The organism is Nonomuraea jabiensis, assembly GCF_014204795.1.
GTDB classification, from domain to species: Bacteria; Actinomycetota; Actinomycetes; order Streptosporangiales; family Streptosporangiaceae; genus Nonomuraea; species Nonomuraea jabiensis.
This window is the reverse complement of sequence record NZ_JACHMB010000001.1, coordinates 5,978,299-5,999,991: the sequence shown is the minus strand read 5'-3', so window position 1 is coordinate 5,999,991 and position 21,693 is coordinate 5,978,299. Positions and strand designations below refer to the sequence as shown.

Genomic DNA, 21,693 nt, shown 5'->3' with positions numbered 1-21,693 from the left:
ATCGTGCGGTGGCCGCGAGCCACAGCGTAGACCCTGACGGCTGGATGGTCATCTTCAACGAGCTGATGGCTCGGATCGCCGGCCGGTTCGGCCGCGTCGAACCGCGGCGTGCGGCAACCGCCCATGTACGCGGGCTGCTGGCTGACATCGACCGCAAGAACTGCTGGAACCTGGCCGAACACGCCGGGCTGACCGGGCCGCAGGCGCTACAGCGGCTGCTGCGCACCGCCCGCTGGGACGCCGACGCGGTGCGCGATGACGTCCGCGATTTCACCGTCGACCGGCTCGATCCCGACGGCGTGCTGATCGTGGACGAGACCGGATTCGTCAAGAAGGGCGTCGGTTCGGCCGGGGTGCAGCGACAATACAGCGGCACCGCGGGCCGGATCGAAAACTGCCAGATCGGTGTGTTCCTCGCCTACGCCACCCCGGCGGGACGCGCGCTGCTGGACCGGCGGCTCTACGTGCCCGAGCACACCTGGCTGGCCGACCCCGGCCGCTGCCTCGCGGCAGGTGTCCCGGACGAGATCGCCTTCGCCACCAAGCCCGCCCTGGCCACGGCCATGGTGCTGGCCGCCCTCGAGGCCGGCGTGCCTGCCCATTGGGTGACCGGCGATGAGGTCTACGGGCAAGACCCGCGCCTGCGCGCCGCCCTGGAAGCGCGCCGCATCGGGTACGTGCTGGCCATCGCGGGCAACCGGCGGGTCGAACTCGAGGGCGCCCAGGTGAGCGCGGCCGAGGTCGCCATGCGAGTGTCCGATCGGCACTGGCACCGCTACCGCGCCGGTCAAGGTGCCAAGGGCCCCCGCTGGTACGCCTGGGCCTGGGCACGGATCAACGAAAGCGAGGCCCACGGATATCGGTGGCTGCTGATCCGACGCAACCTGACCACCGGCGAGCTGGCGTTCTACCGCTGCTACGCGCCCACCCGGCAGCCCCTGATGGCCCTGGTCAAGATCGCCGGAATCCGATGGGCGGTTGAGGAGTCCTTCCAAGCCGCCAAGGGCCAGGTCGGGCTGGACCACTACCAGGTACGCGGCTGGACGGCCTGGCACCGGCACATCACCCTGGCCATGCTCGCGCTGACCCTGCTGGTGGCCGTCGCCGCCGCCCAGCCACCCAGTGACCAGGACCGCATCCCGCTGACACTGCCCGAGATCCGCCGGCTGCTCACCGTACTCGTGCTGACCTGGCACCGCTCGATCACCCATGTCCTGCGCTGGTCAGACTGGCGCCGCCGACACCAAGCCACCGCCCGACGCTGTCACTACCAGCGCAGATCTGAGTCATGATCGCGAAATGTCACTGGAGTATTAGGAGCCCGATGAACCATAGAGGCTGATCCCGCCTCCCACCTGCTGCTTTGTCGCCAAAGCTATGCCGCATATTCCTCTCTGTGAAGGCATCGGGAAACGATCACGATTCGTGTGCGGTCCCCGATTGCTACTAGTAGAACGTCATCTCGGATGGCCGGAGCCCTTGATGGTTCCTCGTCTCGTTGCACAGGATGCAACGGGCGGTTTATGCGGGGGACGAGATTGCGATGGCGTGCTGTTGGCGAGCGGTCTTACGCTGACGTTGGTTTCCTTCTGCGGCGATCAGTCCGCTACATGGCACCCTAGGAGTGCAGAACGCCGGCACTGAGGGCGTAGTGGAATGCCGCATCAAGATTGACGGCCAGGTGGTGCGAGAAGCGAAGAGCAGCGGCCCGTACGGCGTGTGCCAAGTGACAGCCGACAAACCCTCAGCGGCGCTGAACCACGGACCGCAACCGGCGGACAGGGCCGCCGGCTACGCCCGTGCAGCCCACGCGTAACAAGCAGTGGAACCACGAGGGGTTCTGGACGATCAGACGTCGAACTCGCCGTGGGTGACGCCGTGGAGGAAAGCCTTCCATTCATCGCGGGTGAAGACCAGCGCAGGCCCAGTCGGATTCTTGCTGTCACGTACGGCTACGACATTCGGCAGGTTGGTTGCCACTTCGACGCACTGGCCGGTATCGCCACTGGCAGCCGCCTTACGCCACTCCGCTTGATCCAAGTTCACTTTGACCATTTCCTTATCGCATCCCCTATTGCCCGTTGTGAGACTGTTTGTGGGTGTGCGTCCGCTCTGATGCTGTCATATCTCACCTTGAGTTGCGCTACTGCATCGTGATCGCCGGTGACGTGGCCCGACAGGATCGAGTCTGCCGACACCACCTCAGTGCCGTCGCGTAGACGGGCGAGCGCAAATGCGCTGATCATGCCGACTACACATCCAGCCGCCACGGGCACCAGCTGGATGGTGATTCGCGGGTGCTGCGACAGTTTTTGCAGGTAGAGAAGCTGGTCCAGGAGGACTGCCGGTCCTCCGATAGGGCGATCGAGCACGCTCTCGTCGATCAGCGCAAGGAACGCTGGAGGGCTCGGCCCGTCGAAGATCTGCATGCGTCGCATTCGAGCCTGGACTCGGTCCTCCACGCGGTCAGGAGGTGATGTCGTCGAGAAGATGGCTCGCGCGTACTCCGGAGTCTGGAGCAATCCCGGAACCAGTAGCGGATCCCACGATTGAAGGATGACCGCCTGAGGCTCTATCTCCTCCACCCATCGCGCAAACCAGCCCAGAGCGGGTGACTGGGAGATCTGCCTGTACAGGTGTACGAAGTGGCCGTCGAGTTCGAAGGCTCGATCCGCAGCCTCGGCGAACTCAAGCGTTGGCGTTCGTCGCCCTCTTTCGACGTGGCTGATGAGGGAGGTGTGACATCGCATTCGGGAGCTTAGTGATTTGCAGGACCCCTCCCGCCGGCACTTGGGTGCCGGCTTCGGGTGCGTCGACATGATCGAAGACAAGGAGCTCCGGGGTGGACCGGTAGCGGAGGACGTAGGCAGCGACGCGGATTCTTGGCCCAGACATCCGTCCATAATCCCGCGCACCGATCTTGAAGGCTTCGCCAGTGCCAAGGATTTGACACTCTAGGCAGATCGGATGTCTGCGGACCCGCTTTAGGAGTCCAGTGAGCTACAGAGCTCGATCATGCTGTCCACCTGCGTCTTTGTCATAGATGACACGTTGGTTACCGTCGTTGGGAAGGCTCGGATTCCGTTCGGGCCGCGGGCTCGGTCAACTCCGGTCGACCCCACGGCGTCGGAACTACAGACCATGTGATCGCTGGGCCACTTGGCCGGCATGAAGGCAAGGAAGTGTTCGTTGCCCTCGGGCCGGAGGCTCACCACATGGCCCTCGGCCCTGCCGGGATCGAGCGCCTCCAAGGCGCTCTCTGGGTCCGCGACGACGACACGCGTGGCGACGACACAGCATCACGTCGCCAACCACGAGTTCCCGGCCAGCGACCTCCACGGTGCACTCTGATAGATCGAGACGAAGGGTCCGGGGAGTCGAGAACGCGTACAGCGCCTGGTTCGGCGGGCGGGGCGCAGCAGCAGCGCTAGAACGTCATGGGCTCGATCTGGTGGCAAGGACATGGGTCGAGGACAGCCCAGATGAGCTGGCTGGGGCGGGATTTGTGCACTAATCCGGGGTTGGCGTGGCCCGCGGGGCGGGCCGGTGGTGTACGTGCGCACCGCCAAGGCCGGCCGGGCCGAGCCACGTCGTGAGGGCGGTCCGGAGCGCGTCGAAGTCTGGCCGCTCGCCGGCGCGGGTCACCCAGGCGACATGTCCGTCGGGACGGATGAATACGGCGTCCACGCCTAGATCGGAGCCCTCGGCAGGACGGGCGCGAACGAGATCCACTCGGTCCGCCCAGCCGGTGACGACGCTGTCGAGCGGTGGGAGACCGCCAAGATCCAGCAGAACCGCATGGGCGCGGTGCAGGAGTTCGTAGACGCGGCCGCGGTCGAGGTCGAGATCCGGGATCCGGCGGCCGAGAAGGTCGTCGGTCCCCTCCATCGGGTACTGGAGGTCGGTTGCCGTGATCATGCCTGCCAGGCGCAGCCGTACCTCGTCGATGCCGATGAGATCGTCCAGTATCTGGCGTAGAGCGGAGGTGTGGTCGTCCACCCGCCAGAGTGCGGTCTGGGCGCGGGTGTTGTGCAGGACGCGGGCGGCGACCGGATGGCGTTCGGCGTGGTAGGTGTCGAGCAGCAGGTCCTGGGCGTGGCCACGGACGACGGCGGCGAGCTTCCAGCCGAGGTTGACCGCGTCCTGCACGCCGGTGTTCAGGCCCTGACCGCCCGCCGGGAAGTGGACGTGCGCGGCGTCGCCGGCCAGGAGAACCCGGCCCACGCGGTAACGGTCGGCCTGGCGTGCCGCGTCGCCGTGCCGGGAGAGCCAGCGCGGTGAGTGCATCCCGAAGTCCGTACCGGCGATCTTGAGCATGGCCTTGCGGAGGGTCTCCAGGGTCACCGGTTCGTCCCGGCCGGCGACGTGATCGAACTCGTTGGTCAGCACCCGGTACCAGCCCGGACCGTACGACAGCACCGAGAATCTGCCGTGCTCGCGCCGCTCCTGGAAGATGTCGGCCCCGGGCGGCTCGGCGAGCTCGACGTCGCCGAGCATCGCGGTCATCGTGGCCGGGGTGCCGGGGAACTCGATGCCGGCGAGCCCGCGCACGGTGCTGCGGCCCCCGTCGCAGCCGACGAGGTAGTCCGCCCGGACGCGCGACCCGTCCGCGAGCTCCACCGTGACACCCGTTTCGTCCTGGGTGAACCCCGTCACCTCGGCGCCGCGGCGCAGCCGTACCCCCAACTGCGCCGCGCGCTCCTCCAGCAGCCGTTCCACCTCGGCCTGCAAGATGAGCAGAGCGTACGGATATCGCGTCGCCATATCGGACAAGTCGAGACCCAGTCCGGAGAAGTGCACGTCCTGCCTCGGCCGTCCGCGTTCGAGGAACCCGTCGAGCAGACCCCGCTGATCGAGCACCTCCATCGTGCGGATGTGCAGGCCTCCGGCCCGCGATTCCACCGTTCGAGGCTCCGGGAGCCGCTCGAGGACGAGCACGTCGATCCCGGCGAGCCCCAGCTCGCACGCGAGCATCAGCCCGGTCGGCCCCGCTCCGGCGATCACTACCTGTGTATCGGTCATGGTCAACTCCTTGGTCATCCTTCAGTCGAATTGGTCAACACACGCGCAGGGGGAGAGACGCGTTCGTCGATCGCCACAGGACGTGTCACCTGCCGCGCCGCGTCTGCAGCGGCAACTCCGCCTGCGCCAGACATGCGCGATCGCGACCTACTGCGCTGCGGCTTGCCGACTCCTACCGGCTGATCTGACGCGGAACCGTCAATGCGAGGAGTTTGTCCGGGTTGCGAATGACGTAGAAGTTGGTGATCTTCCCGTCGCCAACCTCGAACAGGCAGACGCCTACCAGGTGATCGCCGTCGTAGGCGGCCATCGCGGGCGCGTTGTTGCAGTTGACCATCTCGATCCGCGCGTCCGGCACCCGTCCCGCGCGGAACAGTTCCATGACAAGCCCGGCCACCTTCTCCGCGCCCACCACCGGCTGGCGCGCCGCGGTGACCTTGCCGCCGCTGTCGGCGGTCCACGTGGCGTCCGGCGCGAGCAGCGAGAGCAGCCCTTCCATGTCACCGGTCGCCGCCGCGGACATGAACTGCTCGGTGATCCGCGTGGTCGTCCCAGCGTCGACGGGGTCGAAACGTTTACGCCGCGCCTGTACGTGCCCGCGGGCGCGGTGCGCCATCTGGCGCACCGTCACCACGGACTTGCCCACCGCTGCGGCGATCTCGTCGTAGTCGAACCCGAACACCTCGCGCAGCACGAACACCGCGCGCTCATCGGGGGTGAGCGTTTCGAGCAGCACGAGCATCGCCATCGACACCGACTCGGCGAGCACCACATCGGCCGACGCGTCGTTCTCCTCCAGCAGCAGCGGCTCGGGCAGCCAGGAGCCGACGTACTCCTCGCGACGGCGCGTGCTCGCCCGCAAGGCGTTGAGCGCCTGACGGGTCACCAGCCGCGCCAGATATGACTTGGTGTCCCGCACCGTCGCGAGATCCACCTTGGCCCACCGCAGATAGCTGTCCTGCAGCACGTCGTCGGATTCGGTCGCCGAGCCGAGTATCTCGTACACGATGGTGAACAGCAGCGGCCGCAACACGGTGAATCGCTCGGCGTGCTCGTCGGCGCTCACGGGGAGGTGACCCCCCGTGCAGCGGAGGCCAGCTGTTCGGGGCGCGGGCCGCCCTTGGGCCAGCCCATGGAACCTGGCTTGCCTGCCTCACCGCGGATCCTCTTCGACACCACGAACTTGCAGGTCACTTCCTTGATTATTGCGCCCATGCGGCCGGGGATGTAGATGTTCACCGCGGTGTCGTCCTTACCGGCGATCTGTCTGATGCCGGCGTGCCGGCCGAGGCTGACGCACGCGCCTGTGAAGGCCAGGTTGATCACCGCCGGTTCGGTCCCCGCGATGCGGCTCAGCACGGTGTCGGCGGCCTGCGCCCCGAGCGGCCCTGCGGCGTAGCCGCTCATCCGCAGCGGCTGGCCCGACGGTGCGGCGGCGTCGCCGGCCGCGACGATGCGGTCGTCGTCGATGCTGGTCAGCGTCTCGTCGGTGAGCAGCCGGCCGAGCGCGTCGGTGCGCAGCCCGCTCGCCGCCGCCAGCTCCGGCAGGCCGAAACCGGCCGTCCAGATGGTCAGTGCGCTCGGACGCACCACGCTGTCGGCAGAACCGTCGGCCAGGACGACCGCGTCCGGCCGAACCTCGGTCACCGCGCCGCCCTCGAGCACGGCGACACCATGGCGGGTCAGCCATTTGGCGACGTATCGGCGCCCCCCTGCGCTGAGGTAGGGCGCCAGGGTCCGGCCACACACCAGCGTGACCTTGCGCCCTTGTTCGGCCAGTTCGGCGGCCGTCTCGACGCCGGTCAATCCGCCGCCGACCACGGTGACCGGAGCATCGAGGGGCAGCTCCTCCAGCCTGGCGCGCAGCCGCTGCGCGGACTCCAATTCCGCGATGGGCCAAGCGAATTCGGCCGCGCCTGGCACCGACGGGACTGCGCCGGTGCTGCCGACGGCGTAGATGATGTAGTCGTAGTCCAGCGCGCGGCCCGACGCCAGCCGCACGGTGCGGGCGGCGGTGTCAATGCGCGTTGCGCTGTCGACGACCAGTTGGATGCCCTCGCCGAGCAGCGTGTCGTAGTCGATCGTAACGTCGCCGGTACGGGCCACGAACTGGTGCAGCCGGATGCGTTCGACGAACTCCGGGCGCGGATTGACCAGGGTGATGTCGACGTCGTCGCGCATCCGCAGACGGTTGGCCGCCAGCGTTCCGGCGTAACCGCCACCGATGACCACGACCTTGTGGGAGGTGTTGTGTTCGGTCATGCCCTCAAGACACCGGGGGTCGGAGCGACGTGACAGGACCCGACGTGACGTGCGTCACTCCACCCAGGAGCGCGGAACACGTGCTCGCGGCAGAGCCCGCGGCTGATCCAGCACCACCTCGCCGCCGTCGGCCCACCGCGTTGCCGATCCAGGCATCGCCGTGCACGCGCGCGGAAGCTGACGCCGGGACCCCCGCCGGCGCGGGGATCGTCCCCCGACGACGTACTCGCGCTCGGCGAGGATCTTTCGACGGGACCCCGTGACTCCGACGGGGCATCCCGTGGGAAGGCATTGTTAAGGATCGTCCGCAAACGATCGGCGGTAGCCGTACACCGTCGGATACCCCTACCGATGTTTCGCTTGGTCAGGGGCTTGTTTTGCCTGATCGAGACGAGTGCCCCCGGCAGGATTCGAGCCTGCAGCACCCGCTTAGGAGACCGGTAAGCGCTCGAATGCCGTTTACACAGCGATCTTGCTGGTAGCGTCGCCCGGTGATCTTGCCGGGTGACGCAGGCGGTTCGGGGTGGTTGACGGATCTGGTCGCGGTTGGCGCGCTGACCTCGGGGATCCCTCGCCAGGTCCTGGACGCGGCCATCGCCACGCACGGATGCCGGGAGCGTCGCGTTCGCAAGCTCCCCACGCAGCTGGCCGTTGACCTGGTGATCGCGTTGTGCCTCTCCCCCGGCGACGACCACGAGCACGTCGCCGGGAAACTGACGGGCATGCCGGCCCCGGTGCCAGGCGCCCCAGGGCCGGCGCCGCGCCCGCAACGCCACTCAACCTCTCACTGACGTGTCCCCCGGGTCAGATCACCAGGGCGTCGTGCAGACCGCCCGGCTGCCGGGGACTCCCGCCGGAGCACCGCAGGCGCGGAACTTCAGGTTCGGGTCGCTTGACGTGCGCGCGGCCGGCGTTATGACGATCTCGCCGTCCCAGCGTGCCTCGAACGGCCCGCAGTAGCCCCACGTCCTGCCGCCGTCGGTGGTCACGTCCAGCGTGACCCAGTCGCCCTTCTTGGCTCCGGAGAGCTGGGCCCAGCCGTGCTGGATGCCCTGGATGTAGCCGGACATGACGTTGAACTGGGGACGCCCGTTGGCGCCGCCCCACCGCACCATCCGTACGGACTGCGGGTTGTTTCCGGTGTAGTGCCACCAGCCGCCGCAGTCGATCGGCCCTGCCGCCGCCCGCGCCCCGTCGTCGCTGTCGTGCCCGTGGTCGTCGCCGCCCCCGCTGCGGCCGGGGCGGTCAGGAGCGCCCCCGTGACGACGGCCGCCGAAGCCACGACCAGGGTGAGTTGCCTTCCACGCATGTGTTTTCCCCTCCGTGTCGAACCGGGTCCCCCTTGCACGGACACGTTAGGAAGTGGACCTGTCGTGGGGTTGTCGTGGCGTTGTCGTCGCGCTTTCGCCGCGCCCGGTCGCTCCCGGGATGGGGGTGCCGGATGGGCGAGGGTCGGTGGGGCGAGGGGCGGTCAGGGGTGGCGGAGGCCTTCGATCCAGCCGGATTCGGCGGCGATGCGGACGGCGTCGGTCCTGTTCCGGGCGCCGGTCTTGGTGATGGCGCTGGAGATGTAGTTGCGGACCGTCGCCGCCGACAGGTGCAGTTCTGCGGCGATCTCGCCGGTGCTGGCGCCCGACCCGACCAGCCCCAGCACGGCCACCTCCCGTTCGGTGAGCGGGGTCACCGTGGCGCTCATCGCGGCCAGGGCCAGGGAGGCGTCGATCACCCGCTCGCCCTGGGAGACGCGGCGAATGCTCTCGGCCAGCCGCTCCGTGGGGGCGTCCTTGAGCAGGAATCCGCTCGCTCCCGCTTCCATCGCCCGCTTCAGCAGGGCGGCGCTGGCGAGGCCGGTGAGGATGAGCACGCGGCAGTCCGGCATCGCCGGTCTGAGACGGCGGGTGGCCTCGACGCCGTCGACGCCCGGCATCTCGATGTCGATGACGGCCACGTCCGGGCTGCAGGCGAGGGCGCGCGGGACGACCTTGTCACCTCGGTCGGCCTCGGCCACGACCTCGATGTCGCCCGTGAGGTTCAGTAGAGCTGTCAGGGCGCCCCTGACGACGCCGTGGTCCTCTGCGAGCAGGACGCGAATCACCGGTGACCACTCTCCCGATCGTGTACGGCGGGCAGGCACACCCGCATCTGGAACACGCCTTCCCCGGTGGCGCCCGCCTCCAGGGATCCGCCCACTTTCTCCACCCGCCGGCGCAGCCCGGCGAGCCCCGAACCGGGTTGATGGTCCCTTTCGCCGCGGGCGCCGTCGTTGCGCACCAGCAGTTGGACGCGTCCGTCGACCTCGTCCAGCTCGATCAGGCAGTGCCGGGCGTCACTGTGCCTGACGATGTTCGTGGCCGCCTCGCGTACCGTCCAGCCGAGCACGTCGCCGGTCTCCTTGTCGATCTCCTTGAAGCCCAGGCGCAGGTCGCAGGTCGCGCCGGTGAGCTCGATCAGCGCGGCGGCCGCCGTCAGCTCCGCGCCCAGGTCGAGCGAGCGTTTGGCCTCCACGACGTCGCCGATCTCCGCGCGCGCCTCGCCGGCGATGGCGATCGTGCCCTCCAGCTCGGCGGCGGCCTGCTTGCGGTCCACGTCGACCAGGGCCAGGGCCAGCTCCGTCTTCAGGGTGATCGACGCCAGCGTCTGGCCGAGCAGGTCGTGCAGCTGCCCCGCCAGCCGCAGCCGGTCCTGGTCCACGGCCATCTCGGCCAGCGCGACCCGCAGCTCGCGCAGCTCCCGGACGAACCTCGCGTAGTGCACGATGCCCGCGGCGACCACCGCGGCGACGAGCACCCCGGCGCTCCGCTGCGCCGCGGAGGAGGCCAGGGGGCCCCACTCGACGAGCGTCAGCGGGTACTCGGCGGCGGCCACCACCAGGAGCACGATGACGCCGTACCGGAAGGGCAGCAGGAGGAGTCCGGCGGTGGCGACGATGAGCGGCGTGTAGATCCACACCGATCCCTGGAACGGGATCGCCCCGTAGACGACGACGGCGAACAGCAGGAAGGTCCGCGCCCGGTGAGGCCCCTGGCTCGTGCCCGCGATGTGCCGGGCGACGATCCTGGCGTACACCACGAGCAGCCCTCCCAGCAGTACGAGCGCCACCAGGGCCCGGCGCGGATCGCCGTCGAGCAGGAAGGCGAGCGGGGTGAGCCCCCACAGCGCCCCGGTGACCGCGACGACGGCCGTGGTCAACCACCTGACCTGCGCTTCGCTGTCCTGAGCCACCGGTGGACTCCCATATGTCAGGATGCATCATGATTTCGTACCGATCGTGACGCCTTCCTGGCCCGCGAATCAACTACCGGCGGCCACCGGTCCCTCGTTCAGCCACCCGTTCGCCCGCGCGATGCGCACGGCGTCCTCGTCGGTGCGGGCGCCCGTCTTCAGGCGGGCGGCGGCGAGGTAGTTCCTGATCGTGTGGATCGACAGCCCCAAGGTGCTGCGCAGGTCGCTGCCCCGCCCACCGGCCGCGACGGCCGACAGCACGGCGATCTCCCGCGCGGTCAGCGGATTGGCGCTGACCTCCTGCTCGCCGCCGTCGGCGGCCACGTCGAAGTCGATGTAGCGTTCGCCCCTGGCCACCACCCGGATGGCGTCGGTGAGCCGGTGGGCGGGCGCGTCCTTGACCAGGAAGCCGCGCACCCCCGCGGCCATGGCCCGCTCGAAGTTGCCGGGCGTGCCGACGCTGGTGAGGATGAGCACCGGCGGCGGCTGTTCCAGCTCCTTGATCAGGCCCGCCGCCTCCAGGCCGTCGATGCCCGGCAGCCCGATGTCCAGCAGCGCCACGTCCGGCTTGGAGCCGACGACGGCGGGCACGATCTCGTCGCCCCTGGACACCTCTTCGACCACGCGGATGTCCTGCTCCTCCGACAGCAGGGCGATCAGGGCACCTCTGATGAGGTCGTGGTCCTCCGCGATCAGAACTTTGATCATCTCCGGTCTCCTGTAGCAGAGGTGAGTGTGGCCGCCGGGAGGCGGCCGGGAACGTCCAGCGACAGCGTGAACCAGCCGTCTTCGGTGTGCCGCCCGCAGCTCCCGCCCACCTGCGCGAGCCGCTCGTCGAGCCCGGCCAGGCCGCTCCCGCCCACGGCCGCCTCGGCAACGGCGGCGCCGGTGGCGAGGGAGCCGGTGTCCGGGCGCACGCCGTCGTTGGCGACGGTCACCGTGATGCGGTCGCCGTCGGTCTCGACCCCGAGCAGGCAGACCGTGGCGTCGCTGTGGCGCAGCAGGTTGGTGGCCGCCTCGCGCACCGCCCAGGCCAGCGCCACGCGGACCTCCGGCGCCAGCGAGGGCGGCAGTTCGGCGAAGTCGCATCGTACGCCTGCGGTCTCCAGCACCCGGCGCACCCCGCTCAGCTCCCTCTCCAGCGACATCTCGCGGTAGCCCTTGACCACCGCCCGCACGTCGTGCAGCGAGCGGCTGGCGATGTCGTGGATCTCCGTCAGCTCGCGGCGCAGCCGCCCGATCTCCTGGGGCGGGATCCGGATGCCCAGCTCGGTCCGCATGGCGATGACCGACAGGTTGTGCCCCAGCACGTCGTGCAGCTCGCGGGCGAACCTGAGCCGCTCCTCGGTGATGGCGAGCTTGGCGGCCTCCTCGCGGGTGCGCTGCAACTCGGCGAGCAAGGTCGCGAAGATGGTCAGGCCCGCGAGCGCGCCGGCCGTGAGCAGGTTCTGCAGGGAACCGAAGAGCACCCAGCTCAGGTCCTGCGAGGCCGGCAGGACCAGGCCGGCGGCCAGCGAGGCGAAGAACCCCAGCGCCGCCCACCGGCCCCGCAGCGTGACCGCGAACGCGAGCGGCAGCATGAACCCGACGCTCAGCCAGGTGGGCCCGGCGGCGAACGGCACGGCGAGGGCGAGCACGCACATCACGGCCAGCACCGCGAGATCCCACCGCGAACCCCGGTCGAGCACGGCCCGCACCGCCAGCCACAGGTAGCAGCCGGTGAGGCCGATGATGAGGACGACCGCGGTCGCGACCCTGACGGAGGAGTAGGCGCCGAGCGCCTCCGCGAGCGGCACGGCGGCGAAGGCCGCCATGCCGACGAGGAAGACCCCGGCCGTGGCGCGGGCCAGCCGTACGGTGCCCGGCCCGACGCCCCTCAGCCTCTGCGAGGCTCCCACTTGAACCACCTTCTCGCGGCGAGCAATGAGAGGACGAGCCAGGCGGCCAGGACGAGCCACCCCGGCCACATGACCAGGAAGCCCTCCAGGATCCCCACCTTGGGGGGCACGCCGGCTCCCGCGTGTCCCACGTAGTCCCGCCCGAGATAGGCGGTGCTGACCCCTTCGGCCACCCGCCCGAACGGGAGGAAGGAGGACACGATCCGCAACCAGCCGGGGAACGCCGAGACGGGGTAGGCGAACCCGGACAGGCCGATGGCGAGCAGCAGGAACGGCAGGCTCACCACGACCGTGGAGCCCTGCGCGGGAATCCTGCCGCTCACCGCGACGGCCATCGCGGCGAACACCGCGAGCCCGAGGAGCACCGTGACGACCAGCAGGGCGGGATTGTCCGGCAGCGCGACGCCGTGCATCACCCTGGCCAGGCCGACGATCAGCACGAGCTGCAGCAGGCCGATCGACAGCACGGTGAGGATCTCCCCGCCGAAGATGGCGAGGTCGGGCAGCTCCGTCCCGCGCAGCCGCTTGAGTATCAGCTGTTGCCGCCGCGCCACGAAGGACTCCACGAGGGTCATGAAGCCCAGGTTGGCGATGCCCATCACGATGACGCCGGTCATGATGGCGACATCGACCGGCGCCCCGTCCCTGGTCCCGCCCGGCAGCATCAGCGGCATCAGCCCGCCGAACACGACGGGGAAGAACAGGGCGACGCCGACCGACACCGGCGTGCGCCAGAACAGCGTCTGGGTGAGCCGGAAGTGCGCGATCGTGTAGGCGGTCACGTCCTGACCTCCTCCCCGTGCGCGCCGGCGATGTCGAGGAAGACCTCTTCGAGCGTCGCCTGGCGGACGTCCAGGCCGCTGAGCCGCACGCCGCGCGCGTGCGCCCAGCCGAGCACGGCGTGGGCCACCGACTCGGGCTCGGCGGTGACGATGACGCACCGCCGCCCGGTCACGGTGAGCGCGTCCCGCTCGCCCACCGGCAGCCCTTCGAGGGCGGTGTCGTCGGGCAGTTCGAAGGCGACCCGGCCCGAGCCCCGGCCCAGCACCTCCGCCATCGTGCCCTGGGTGACGATCCTGCCCTTGTCCATGATGGCCACCCGGCCGGCGAGCTCCTGGGCCTCCTCCAGGTAGTGCGTGGTGAGCAGCACCGTCATCCCGCCGGCCGCGAGGTCCCTGACCAGGTCCCGGACCCGGTGGCGGGCCTCGGGGTCGAGCCCCGTGGTCGGTTCGTCGAGGAACAGCAGGTCGGGGCTTCCGAGCGTGGCCAGCGCGATGTCGAGCTTGCGCCGCTCGCCGCCGGACATCCGCTTGACCCGCGTCCGGGCCTGGCCGGACAGCCCCACCAGCTCCAGCGCCTCGGCCACGGGCCTGGCGCCGGTGGTGAACCTGCTCCAGGCGGCCACCGTCTCGGCCGCCGACAGGTCGCCGAACAGGCCGGACTCCTGCAGCACCAGGCCGATCCTGGCGCGCGGGGCGCGGTGTCCCGCCGGGTCCTCGCCGAACACCCGCACCGTGCCCCCGGAGGGCCTGAGGTAGCCCTCCAGGATCTCGATCGTGGTGGTCTTGCCCGCGCCGTTCGTGCCGAGGAGGGCGAACACCTCCCCCGCGTGGACGTCGAAGGAGACGCCGTCCACGGCGGTGAAATCGCCGTAGCGCTTGCGAAGTCCCAGGACCTCGATCACCGTGTCGCTCACTGCGGGTCGCCGAAGCAGGCCGAACCGCACAGGGCGGTGCCGATCGAGCTGGCCGTGCCGTCCGTCGTGTAGGCCACGGAGCCGGCGGCCGACTCCAGCTCGGTGATGTCGAACTCGCCGTCCGGCCTGGGCGGCAGCGGCGGCGTGGGCACCCCCTCGGGGTAGGCGATGCCGTACTGGTTCAACAAGGCCCTGGGATCGCCGCCGTAGCGGCCCCGCAGCCCGCCGTCCTGCCACGTCGCCGCCACCAGCCGGGCGAACTTCCTGCGATCCTCGTCCCCGAAGACGTACCTGCTCTCAGCCATCAGAGCTCTCCTTTTATGCGTGGATACGAGCGCGATCGGGTCAGAACGTGTCGCCTGCCGTGTTGGGGACGCTCGGCCCGGTCATGGTGGTGAGCGTGAGTACGGTGCTGACCGAGCTGGGCGCGGACGTGCCGGCGGCGGTCTCCAGGTCGGTGATGTCGAACTCGCCCTCCGGCTTGGGCGGCAGCGGCGGCGTGGGCACGCCTTCGGGGTAGGCGATGCCGTACTGGCTCAGCAGGGCCCTGGGGTCGCTCTCGTAGCGGCCCCGCAGGTCGGCGTCCTGCCACGCCGCCGCCACCAGCCGGGCGAACTTCTTGCGGTCCTCGTCCCCCAGGATGTAGATGCTTTCGGCCATCAACGCTCTCCTTGTCTGTGCGGATCGGACTCTGCGGGGGCGCCGCCGACGAGGAAGTCCCCGACCGACGACTCGGTGGCCCAGTCAAGGCCGAGGGTGCGGGCGGCCAGGTCGGCGTCACCGCTGCCGAGCCCGCAGGGCGCCATGCCCATCGCGGTGGCCACCAGGTAGAAGGTCTGGTACAGCGCGCCGACGGTCTTCAACGTGGCGGCGTAGGCGATCGAGGAGTACTTCCACGACATGCGCTGGAAGCGCGAGGTGATGGTGATCAGCACGTCCGGGCTGGCCGTCCCGCCCGTGGCCAGGCTCGCCGCGGTCAGCATCGCCCGCGCGTCCTCGTCCCTGGCGGGGAGCGTGACGAGCCGGTGCCCGAGCGGGTCGTAGTAGTAGACGCCGCTGTCCAGGCCCTCGCATCGGGCCACGGTCAGGTACAGCTCCAGCTCGTAGACGGCGCCGCCGCCCGGGTAGGGCCTGCTGCTGGCCTCGTACGGCATGCCGGGCGCCGGCCCGAAGACGCGCCTGACCCTGGCGGCCCGGTAGAGCAGCTCGCCGAGCTGCCGGACCGTCGGCGGGGCGGCGTACTGGCGCACCGATCTGCGCGACTCCAGCACGGTGGTGAACGGCGGGTCGGCCGCCGCGGCCTCCTCCAGGGAGGGCGCGTACAGCTCGACGGCGGCGCCCTCGGGAGGCTGCTTGATCACCGGTGGCGGCGGCGTCTCGTCCAGGAAGCGGAAGGTCGCGCCGAACGGCTGGTCGTGCCGCCCCGCCCGGCTCCTGGCGTGGAAGAGCAGGTCGTGGAAGTCCCACGAGCGCAGCGCGGGGTCGCGCTCCTCGGCGTCCCCGGCGAAGGCCATGCCGGCGGCGACGAGGTGGCCGATCGCCTCCGGCGCCTCCTTCACCATGACGGGGCGGCCGAGCGCCGCGAGCAGCGGCATGGCGTCCTCGGCGAGCGTGACGCGGTGCCGGGACAGCGGCGACTCCAGGACGAGTCCCTCCTCCGCCCTGCGGACGAGCGCGAACCTCGACAGGCGCACGGTGTCGCCGGGGGCGAGGGCGGGCGGCCGGAAGCGGGCGTCGCGGGCGATGGGCACCACCCGCAGCAGCGGCTCGACCGCGTGGACGAGGACCGGGTTCAGCCGCGACAGCGTCAGGTACAGCAGGGCGGCGTCGTGGCTGCTGCCGCCCGCCGCGAGCAGCCGCTCGGCCAGAGCGTCCTGGTCGGCCAGCGTGCCGGGCAGCTCGCGCAGCAGCGACTCCACGGCCTGCGGCAGGCCGCGCAGGGTGACCGCGCCGAAGGGCTGGGCGATGGTCAGGACGCCGTCCGCGGACGCGACGACGGCGTCCTCGCGCAGGCCCACCATCGGCAGGGGCGCGGGGACCGCGGGGCCGGTCACAGGAACGCCGGTCACAGGAACATCGTGATGGGGTTCATCTGCTCCTCCGGGGTGGGCTCGGCGCGCCAGCCGAGCCGTACGGGCACGTCGTAGAGGCGGCCGGGGGCCAGCCGCCGCCAGAAGTGGCGCAGGCCGGGCACGATGACCTTGACGACCGGCAGGCCGATGTCGGGCCTGGTCTGGTCGAGCACGAGCATCTCCATCCCGCGCTCCTCGACCAGCGCGCGGGCCGCTTCGACGTCGTCGAGCAGGTCGGAGGTGGCCGGCCGCTCGTAGGCGGACGCGGGCACGGAGGTCGTGGTGGGCGAAAGGTAGGGGTGGTCGGCGATGCGCGCGTTCGTCCACCAGTCGATCTGGTCGGGCTCGGGGAACCGGTAACGGGTGACGCCGTCCGCGCCGACGTCGATGACCGCGGGGATGAACTGGTTCAGCTCGGCCAGAGCGCGCTGGACGGCGATGCGCACGTCGAAGTGCGCGCCGAAGGCCATGAGGATGTCCTCGGTCGGCCCGTCGACCCGGCGGCTGACCGCGGCGGCCACCGGGACGCCGAGGTCGTTGGTGAGGTCGAGCACGTGCAGGTCGCGGCCGAGACCGGCGTAGACCTCCTGGAACTCTGCGATCCACGGGTCGGCGAAGGTGCCGAGGTCGAAAGCGGGCCGGCGCACGCGGTTGTACCACCACACGGCCACCGCGTCCCGCTCGACGAGCTCCATGAAGCCCTGCAGGACGGCGTCCTCCAGGGAGGAGCCGGCGGCGTTGCCGTTGGAGTCGGCCCAGGTGTAGAGCGGGCCGGTGGAACGGGAGTCGTTGTAGTAGTAGTACAGGTAGCCGGTGGGCAGGTACTTGTGCCGCCGCTCGGTCAGCGACCACACGGGCGTCCACTCGATCGCGGCGTCCTCGTCGAAGGGGTCGCTGACGTAGGAGTAGCTGTTGGTGGCGCGCACCTCCCGGCGGGTGCGGTACTGGGCGTCGCTGTAGAGCGAGCAGGAGTTCGGGTGTACGCCGTCCGCGCCGAGCTCCCGCAGGCTCGCCGTGCGCCGGGCCTCGTCGCCCTGGAAGATTCCCGAGTAGCGTTCCATCGCCTCGCACATGGCGCTGACCTTGGCCTGCAGGTCGGTCATGCCCTTGCCGGCGCTCTGGGTCCGCAGGCCCTTGCGCAGCATGGACAGGTCGCGGGTCTCCCGGGAGAAGTTGTGCCCGGCCACGTACGCCTTGACGAACGGCGTTCTGGTGTCCATCCGGGTGAGTTCGCGGATGACGCCGGTGACGGGGCTGACCAGGTGGGCGTACCGCTCGGCGGTGTCCTCCGGGTGCCGGGAACGGTGGCCGCCGTCGGCGGTGAAGGTCTTGGGTCGCGAGCGCAGCTCGACCGGGGAGTGCGCGGCCGCGGCCATCAGGCCGGCGTCGCCGCACTCGGGGCACTGCGGCCGGCGTCGCAGCTCGTGGCGGGTGGCGCCGAGGTGCATGGTGTCGAAGGTGATCAGATCGCGCTGCTGCGGGCTCCTCGCCCCGGCCAGCCACTTCGCCGCCTCGGCCGCGACGAGCCGCACGCCCGCGCCGCGGGTCAGCGCCAGGTCGGCGGCGGGCAGGGCCAGCGGGCGGCCGGCCCGCAGCCGGTCCTCCACGTACGTCAGCGACTGCCGGTGCCCTTCCATCCGCTGGGACAGGCATCGCCAGCAGCCGCCGTCGCCCTCCCCCGGCTGGAAGACGGGGCCCAGCCAGAGGACGGGGCCGGTCGTGCGGGCCAGCAGCCATGGCCGTCGCTCCGCCATGTGCCGCCGGTTGACGTCGGCCAGCTCGCCGCGCAGGTAGTCGTCGGTCAGCACGACGGTCAGCGCCGCGTCCTCCCCGGGGCCGGTCACCTCCACCCCCTCGGCGACCAGCAGGCTCCGCAGCTCCTCGGCCGGCACGTCCCCCACGGTGAGCAGCTCGGCCCGTCCGCCGCGCACCGCGGCGACCGCCTCCTGCGCCTGGAGTCCCGCCATCTCCCAGTAGGCGGCCGCCCTGCGCTCCACGTCCTCGGTGACGTCGACCAGCAGATCGCGCTGCCTGAGCGTGTGGAGCACGTAGTAGACGTTCTCCGGCGGGATGTCCGGCTCCACCGCGACCAGGATGTCGTCGACGGTGTGCTTGCCGTCCAGCAGACCGGCCACCGCCTCGATCGACCGGCCGGTGAGCACGTGGGTGTCGCGCTCGTTGATCAGGAAGACCCCGTCTCCCTCGATGACCTCGACCCTGAAGTGGCGGCGGAAAGATGGTCGGGCGTCCATGGCGTTCCTTTCGGTCAGTGCACCCGGGTCAGTGCACGCGGTCAGTGCGTCCCGGGTCAGTGCACGAGGCGCAGCGAGGCGACCTGGTCGTCGGCGAGCCGGAGGAGGGTGAGCCCCGCCGCGGCGAGCCCGTCGGTGGCGGACAGGGACAGGCGGTCGGCGCGCCGCCGGTCGGCGAACCAGCGGCCCGTGTGGTCGCGGCGGCGCAGCAGTTCGGCGGCCAGCTCGCGGGCGGAGCGCTCCAGCGCCTCGTCGCCGGTCAGGCGGGCGGTGTGCAGCGCCACCTCGGCGTCCACGACGAGCCGCGCGCAGGAACGTGCGGCGTCGGGGGCGCAGTACCTGGCCACGCGCTCCCGCAGGTCGCCGGGCACCTCGCCGGTGAGGAGGTGGGCGGTGGCGACGGCGGCGAGCAGCGAGCCGGGCGTGTCGAGGGCGAACCGGTGCGCCAGCAGCGGCGCGAGGTCAGCGCCGCTCTTCCCGGGGCCGCTCTTCCCGGAGCCGGTCTCCCCCAGCGCGGCCGCGCTGGCGGCCAGCGCCCACACCAGCCCGTCCACCCCGGTGGGCACCCCGTCGAGCGCGGCCACGCCCGGCGGGTACGGCGACCGGGCCGCGCCGCCGCCGGCCAGCTCGGCCAGCAGCTCCTCGTGCAGCCTCGCGGCGAGCGCCTCGGCCTCGGGGACCGCCGTCGGCGCGGCCTCGCGCAGCTTGTGCAGGGCGAGCAGCAGCCCGGCCCGGCCCAGCACGGGTTCGGCGCAGGTCGGCAGGGCCAGCTGGGCCTCGGCGAGCGGCACCAGCGCGACCGCCCGCTCGACGAGCCTGGTGTCGGCCAGGGTGGCGCCGCAGCGGCTCAGCGCGTAGATGGTCGAGCCGAGGCCCACGAACGCCCCGACTGGGGCGAGCGTCCCGCACATCCTGCGGTAGACGCCCGACTGCGTGGACAGCGTCGCGAACTCGGCCGAGGCGTCCAGCGCGTCCTGCGCGGCCGTCCAGTGGCCGGGGGCGCCCGTGTTGGCGTACAGCTCGGCGAGGAAGACGGCGAGGCCGGCGGTGCCGGTGAGCAGGTCGCCCTGGAGGGGTTCGACCTGGTCCAGGCCGTGCGCGGGATAGGTGACCACGCCGATCCAGCCGGACCGCTCGCCGACGGGGCCGCCCTTGGGCGTGCCGAGCGGGACGGCGCTGGCGAGCACCTGGTCGGCGAGCTCGCCGGCGCGGGCGAGCAGCACCTCGGCCTCGGGCTCCGCCCGCCGTCCCGACAGGTCGTAGACGTACTGGCCGATCTCGCGCACCGTGCGGGGCCGGGGCCCGGGGCCGGGGAACAGGGTGGGCAGTTGCCGCGCGCCCGTGAAGTCCAGGCAGGTCTCCAGCACGGCGAGCTGCTCGTCCACCGGGAACCCCGCCAGGTCGGCGAGGCGGTCCTGGAGCCGCTGCCACGCCGTGCCCGAGAAGTGCCCGGGGATCTCGACGCCGTCGGGGGTGAACACCGAGTCCGAGCCGGGCCTGGAGACGAACAGGGGGACGTCCATCCGGCGGAACGCGTCGATCTCCTGCTCGACGATCTCCAGGATGTCCTCGCGCCCCGGGTCCCGCCGCAGCGTCTCGCGGGCGCTGCGGAACAGGTGGGCGAGGGTGACCTCCCTGGCCATCCCGTCGATCAGCGCCCCCGGGCTCAGGCTCATGCCGAGCAGCTCGACGCAGTCCCAGGTGCTGCGCCAGATGTAGCGGACCGGCGCGTCCTCCAGCAGCGCGAGCGGGCCGCGGGCGTCGGCCAGCAGCTCCCGGTTGCGCGTCAGGCAGTCCTGCATCTGCCGGTAGCCCTCGGCCACCTCGTCGGCGTAGCGGCTCGGGTCGGCCAGCTCGCCCGCGCCCCACGTGGGCCGGTACGGCGGCGCCTCCCAGCCGAGCGGGTACAACTGGGGGCTCTGCGCGACCTGCTCCTGCAGTCCGGCCATGCAGCCGATGTCGTGCGCCTGGACGCCGCCCGCGATCACCCGGGGAAAGCTGATGACGGCGGTCTTGACCACCGTCTCCTCGACCTGCCCCCACAGGGACTGGATGCGGTCGCCGATGAGGGCGGGCTTGCTGATGCGGGCCTGCAGGACGTTCTCCAGGTCGATGAAGACCGGCGTGTCGCCCTTGGCGACCAGGTTGTCGGCCCACAGGTCGCGGCACTCCAGGAACTGGGCGAGCCTGGCCAGCATGCCCAGGCGCGTGTAGTAGCGCCGTACGCTGTCCTCGTCCGTGGCGGGCTCGGCGGTGACGTACTCCTCCCAGCCGTAGCCGTCACGCAGGACGACCGTGCGGGTGTGCAGGGTGAGCGGCAGCCCGTGGTTGTTCAGCAGGGTGCACACGTCCATCAGCCCGACCACCGAGCGCAGGTCCTTCGGCTTGTAGACGACCCGCTCGCCCGAGGCGAAGGTGAGCAGCGTGACCACCCGGCCGTGGTTGTGCGGGTCGCCCGAGTCGCCGGAGTATCCCGTGACCGGTCCGGGGGCGGTCCAGCCCCACAGCGTCCTGCGCAGCTCGGGCAGGTCGGCGTTCAACCGGTCGAACAGCTCGTGAACGACGCGCCGCCACTGCAGGCAGGCCATGCCCATGACGTAGGCCAGCCCCGGGAGCGTCTCCAGCCGGTCGAGCCAGCCGGACTGGCTGACGTCCAGGCCGGGGCTCTGCAGCCAGGCGGACACGTCGTTGGCGGTGCCGGCGAGCTGCGCCTCGAACGCGAAGCCGGAGAAGCAGACCTGCGTCAGGCGCTCGATCAGCTGGCCCGCGATGTCCTCGCACGCCTCGGGGGTGACGGGGACTCCGCGTACCGTCCCGTCCTTCATGTCCACCAGCCGGTTGACGGCGCGCCTGAACGCCACGAACGGGGAGCCGGGCCGCCCGGACGCGGGGTCGGCCGCGGCCGTGGGCGGCTGGGCGAGCAGGAAGTCCACCAGGGCGTAACCCCAGTCGGGCAGCCTGCGCGGGTCGGCGAGCCGGACGTCGACGAGCCCGGCGCCGAGGTCGCGGCCGGAGCGCCTGCGGTGGTGCAGCAGCGCCCGCTTGGCGTCCTCGTCGTCGCCGACGGCGGCCTTCAGCCAGCGTTTGGTGCGCTCGGACGCCTGGCGCGGGCTGCGCCCCGCCACGGGGACGAAGAACTCTCCCGACACGCGTTCGGGGAAGGGCGCCGCGGCGGCGAGCACGGCTATCAGCCGTTCGTCACCGCCCGGAACCGCGAGCAAACCCTCCCCCTGCGCTTCGGCGTATCCGGCGTGAACCGAGACCGTCAT

19 protein-coding genes are annotated in these 21,693 nt (G+C 71.0%); 2 read left to right on the top strand and 17 right to left on the bottom strand.

Annotated features, from left to right (window positions below):
- The first annotated feature begins 65 nt into the window (after positions 1 to 65).
- Positions 66 to 1,292: an IS701 family transposase gene (locus tag HD596_RS27695; RefSeq protein ID WP_185078758.1), complete on the top strand. Its 1,227-nt coding sequence runs from the start codon at positions 66 to 68 to the stop codon at positions 1,290 to 1,292.
- Positions 1,293 to 1,848: 556 nt separating this feature from the next.
- Here HD596_RS27695 and HD596_RS27690 read toward each other — a convergent pair.
- The 5 genes from HD596_RS27690 to HD596_RS27670 form a co-directional block, all read right to left on the bottom strand.
- The gene (locus tag HD596_RS27690; RefSeq protein WP_185072234.1) at positions 1,849 to 2,055 is read right to left on the bottom strand and encodes a DUF397 domain-containing protein; all 207 of its coding nucleotides are present in this window, start codon (positions 2,053 to 2,055) and stop codon (positions 1,849 to 1,851) included.
- Complete coding sequence (locus tag HD596_RS60485; RefSeq protein WP_246556888.1) at positions 2,043 to 2,750, bottom strand: DUF5753 domain-containing protein; 708 nt, start codon at positions 2,748 to 2,750, stop codon at positions 2,043 to 2,045. Before HD596_RS60485 ends, HD596_RS27690 begins: the two co-directional genes overlap by 13 nt.
- A gap of 760 nt (positions 2,751 to 3,510) precedes the next feature.
- Positions 3,511 to 5,022 carry an FAD-dependent monooxygenase gene (locus tag HD596_RS27680; RefSeq protein ID WP_185072232.1) on the bottom strand — a complete coding sequence of 504 codons (1,512 nt, stop codon included), beginning with the start codon at positions 5,020 to 5,022 and terminating at the stop codon, positions 3,511 to 3,513.
- Positions 5,023 to 5,194: 172 nt separating this feature from the next.
- On the bottom strand, positions 5,195 to 6,088 hold the full coding sequence (gene sigJ / locus HD596_RS27675) for an RNA polymerase sigma factor SigJ (protein WP_185072231.1): 894 nt from the start codon (positions 6,086 to 6,088) through the stop codon (positions 5,195 to 5,197).
- Positions 6,085 to 7,284, bottom strand: a complete 1,200-nt coding sequence (locus tag HD596_RS27670; protein ID WP_185072230.1) for an NAD(P)/FAD-dependent oxidoreductase — start codon at positions 7,282 to 7,284, stop codon at positions 6,085 to 6,087. Before HD596_RS27670 ends, sigJ begins: the two co-directional genes overlap by 4 nt.
- A 491-nt stretch (positions 7,285 to 7,775) precedes the next feature.
- Between HD596_RS27670 and HD596_RS65725 the strand changes: the two genes are divergently transcribed.
- Entirely contained in the window at positions 7,776 to 8,075 is a 300-nt protein-coding gene (locus HD596_RS65725) for a transposase domain-containing protein (protein WP_185072229.1), read from the top strand.
- Between the two features lie 18 nt (positions 8,076 to 8,093).
- Here the strand turns inward: HD596_RS65725 and HD596_RS27660 are convergent, their stop codons facing one another.
- From HD596_RS27660 to lanM, 12 genes are all read right to left on the bottom strand, one after another.
- Entirely contained in the window at positions 8,094 to 8,399 is a 306-nt protein-coding gene (locus tag HD596_RS27660; protein ID WP_185072228.1) for a hypothetical protein, read from the bottom strand.
- Positions 8,400 to 8,755: 356 nt separating this feature from the next.
- Positions 8,756 to 9,379, bottom strand: a complete 624-nt coding sequence (locus HD596_RS27655; RefSeq protein ID WP_185072227.1) for a response regulator transcription factor — start codon at positions 9,377 to 9,379, stop codon at positions 8,756 to 8,758.
- Entirely contained in the window at positions 9,376 to 10,506 is a 1,131-nt protein-coding gene (locus tag HD596_RS64935; RefSeq protein ID WP_185072226.1) for a sensor histidine kinase, read from the bottom strand. The genes HD596_RS27655 and HD596_RS64935 overlap by 4 nt, the downstream gene beginning before the upstream one ends.
- A gap of 69 nt (positions 10,507 to 10,575) precedes the next feature.
- Positions 10,576 to 11,214 (bottom strand): response regulator transcription factor, encoded by a 639-nt coding sequence (locus HD596_RS27645; protein ID WP_185072225.1) that lies wholly within the window; start codon positions 11,212 to 11,214, stop codon positions 10,576 to 10,578.
- Positions 11,211 to 12,404 (bottom strand): sensor histidine kinase, encoded by a 1,194-nt coding sequence (locus tag HD596_RS27640; protein ID WP_185072224.1) that lies wholly within the window; start codon positions 12,402 to 12,404, stop codon positions 11,211 to 11,213. Before HD596_RS27640 ends, HD596_RS27645 begins: the two co-directional genes overlap by 4 nt.
- Complete coding sequence (locus tag HD596_RS27635; protein ID WP_185072223.1) at positions 12,383 to 13,186, bottom strand: ABC transporter permease; 804 nt, start codon at positions 13,184 to 13,186, stop codon at positions 12,383 to 12,385. The genes HD596_RS27640 and HD596_RS27635 overlap by 22 nt, the downstream gene beginning before the upstream one ends.
- Positions 13,183 to 14,100, bottom strand: a complete 918-nt coding sequence (locus tag HD596_RS27630) for an ABC transporter ATP-binding protein (protein ID WP_185072222.1) — start codon at positions 14,098 to 14,100, stop codon at positions 13,183 to 13,185. Before HD596_RS27630 ends, HD596_RS27635 begins: the two co-directional genes overlap by 4 nt.
- The gene (locus HD596_RS27625) at positions 14,097 to 14,405 is read right to left on the bottom strand and encodes a hypothetical protein (protein WP_185072221.1); all 309 of its coding nucleotides are present in this window, start codon (positions 14,403 to 14,405) and stop codon (positions 14,097 to 14,099) included. Before HD596_RS27625 ends, HD596_RS27630 begins: the two co-directional genes overlap by 4 nt.
- A 40-nt stretch (positions 14,406 to 14,445) precedes the next feature.
- Positions 14,446 to 14,760: a hypothetical protein gene (locus HD596_RS27620; protein WP_185072220.1), complete on the bottom strand. Its 315-nt coding sequence runs from the start codon at positions 14,758 to 14,760 to the stop codon at positions 14,446 to 14,448.
- On the bottom strand, positions 14,760 to 16,169 hold the full coding sequence (locus tag HD596_RS64930; RefSeq protein ID WP_185072219.1) for a SagB/ThcOx family dehydrogenase: 1,410 nt from the start codon (positions 16,167 to 16,169) through the stop codon (positions 14,760 to 14,762). Before HD596_RS64930 ends, HD596_RS27620 begins: the two co-directional genes overlap by 1 nt.
- Positions 16,166 to 18,424 (bottom strand): TOMM precursor leader peptide-binding protein, encoded by a 2,259-nt coding sequence (locus HD596_RS27610; protein ID WP_185072218.1) that lies wholly within the window; start codon positions 18,422 to 18,424, stop codon positions 16,166 to 16,168. Before HD596_RS27610 ends, HD596_RS64930 begins: the two co-directional genes overlap by 4 nt.
- Positions 18,425 to 18,480: 56 nt before the next feature.
- A complete protein-coding gene (lanM, locus tag HD596_RS27605) occupies positions 18,481 to 21,693 on the bottom strand; it encodes a type 2 lanthipeptide synthetase LanM (protein ID WP_185072217.1) in 3,213 nt (1,070 codons plus the stop codon).

What these genes read in the sequence shown, in the direction of transcription:
- HD596_RS27625 (WP_185072221.1), bottom strand. Translation starts at nt 14,405, where the DNA reads ATGGCTGAGAGCAGGTACGTCTTCGGGGACGAGGATCGCAGGAAGTTC.
- HD596_RS27660 (WP_185072228.1), bottom strand. Translation starts at nt 8,399, where the DNA reads ATGGTGCGGTGGGGCGGCGCCAACGGGCGTCCCCAGTTCAACGTCATG.
- HD596_RS27690 (WP_185072234.1), bottom strand. Translation starts at nt 2,055, where the DNA reads ATGGTCAAAGTGAACTTGGATCAAGCGGAGTGGCGTAAGGCGGCTGCC.
- HD596_RS27680 (WP_185072232.1), bottom strand. Translation starts at nt 5,022, where the DNA reads ATGACCGATACACAGGTAGTGATCGCCGGAGCGGGGCCGACCGGGCTG.
- HD596_RS27610 (WP_185072218.1), bottom strand. Translation starts at nt 18,424, where the DNA reads ATGGACGCCCGACCATCTTTCCGCCGCCACTTCAGGGTCGAGGTCATC.
- lanM (WP_185072217.1), bottom strand. Translation starts at nt 21,693, where the DNA reads ATGACGGTCTCGGTTCACGCCGGATACGCCGAAGCGCAGGGGGAGGGT.
- HD596_RS27670 (WP_185072230.1), bottom strand. Translation starts at nt 7,284, where the DNA reads ATGACCGAACACAACACCTCCCACAAGGTCGTGGTCATCGGTGGCGGT.
- HD596_RS60485 (WP_246556888.1), bottom strand. Translation starts at nt 2,750, where the DNA reads ATGCGATGTCACACCTCCCTCATCAGCCACGTCGAAAGAGGGCGACGA.
- HD596_RS27695 (WP_185078758.1), top strand. Translation starts at nt 66, where the DNA reads ATGGCTCGGATCGCCGGCCGGTTCGGCCGCGTCGAACCGCGGCGTGCG.
- HD596_RS27645 (WP_185072225.1), bottom strand. Translation starts at nt 11,214, where the DNA reads ATGATCAAAGTTCTGATCGCGGAGGACCACGACCTCATCAGAGGTGCC.
- HD596_RS27620 (WP_185072220.1), bottom strand. Translation starts at nt 14,760, where the DNA reads ATGGCCGAAAGCATCTACATCCTGGGGGACGAGGACCGCAAGAAGTTC.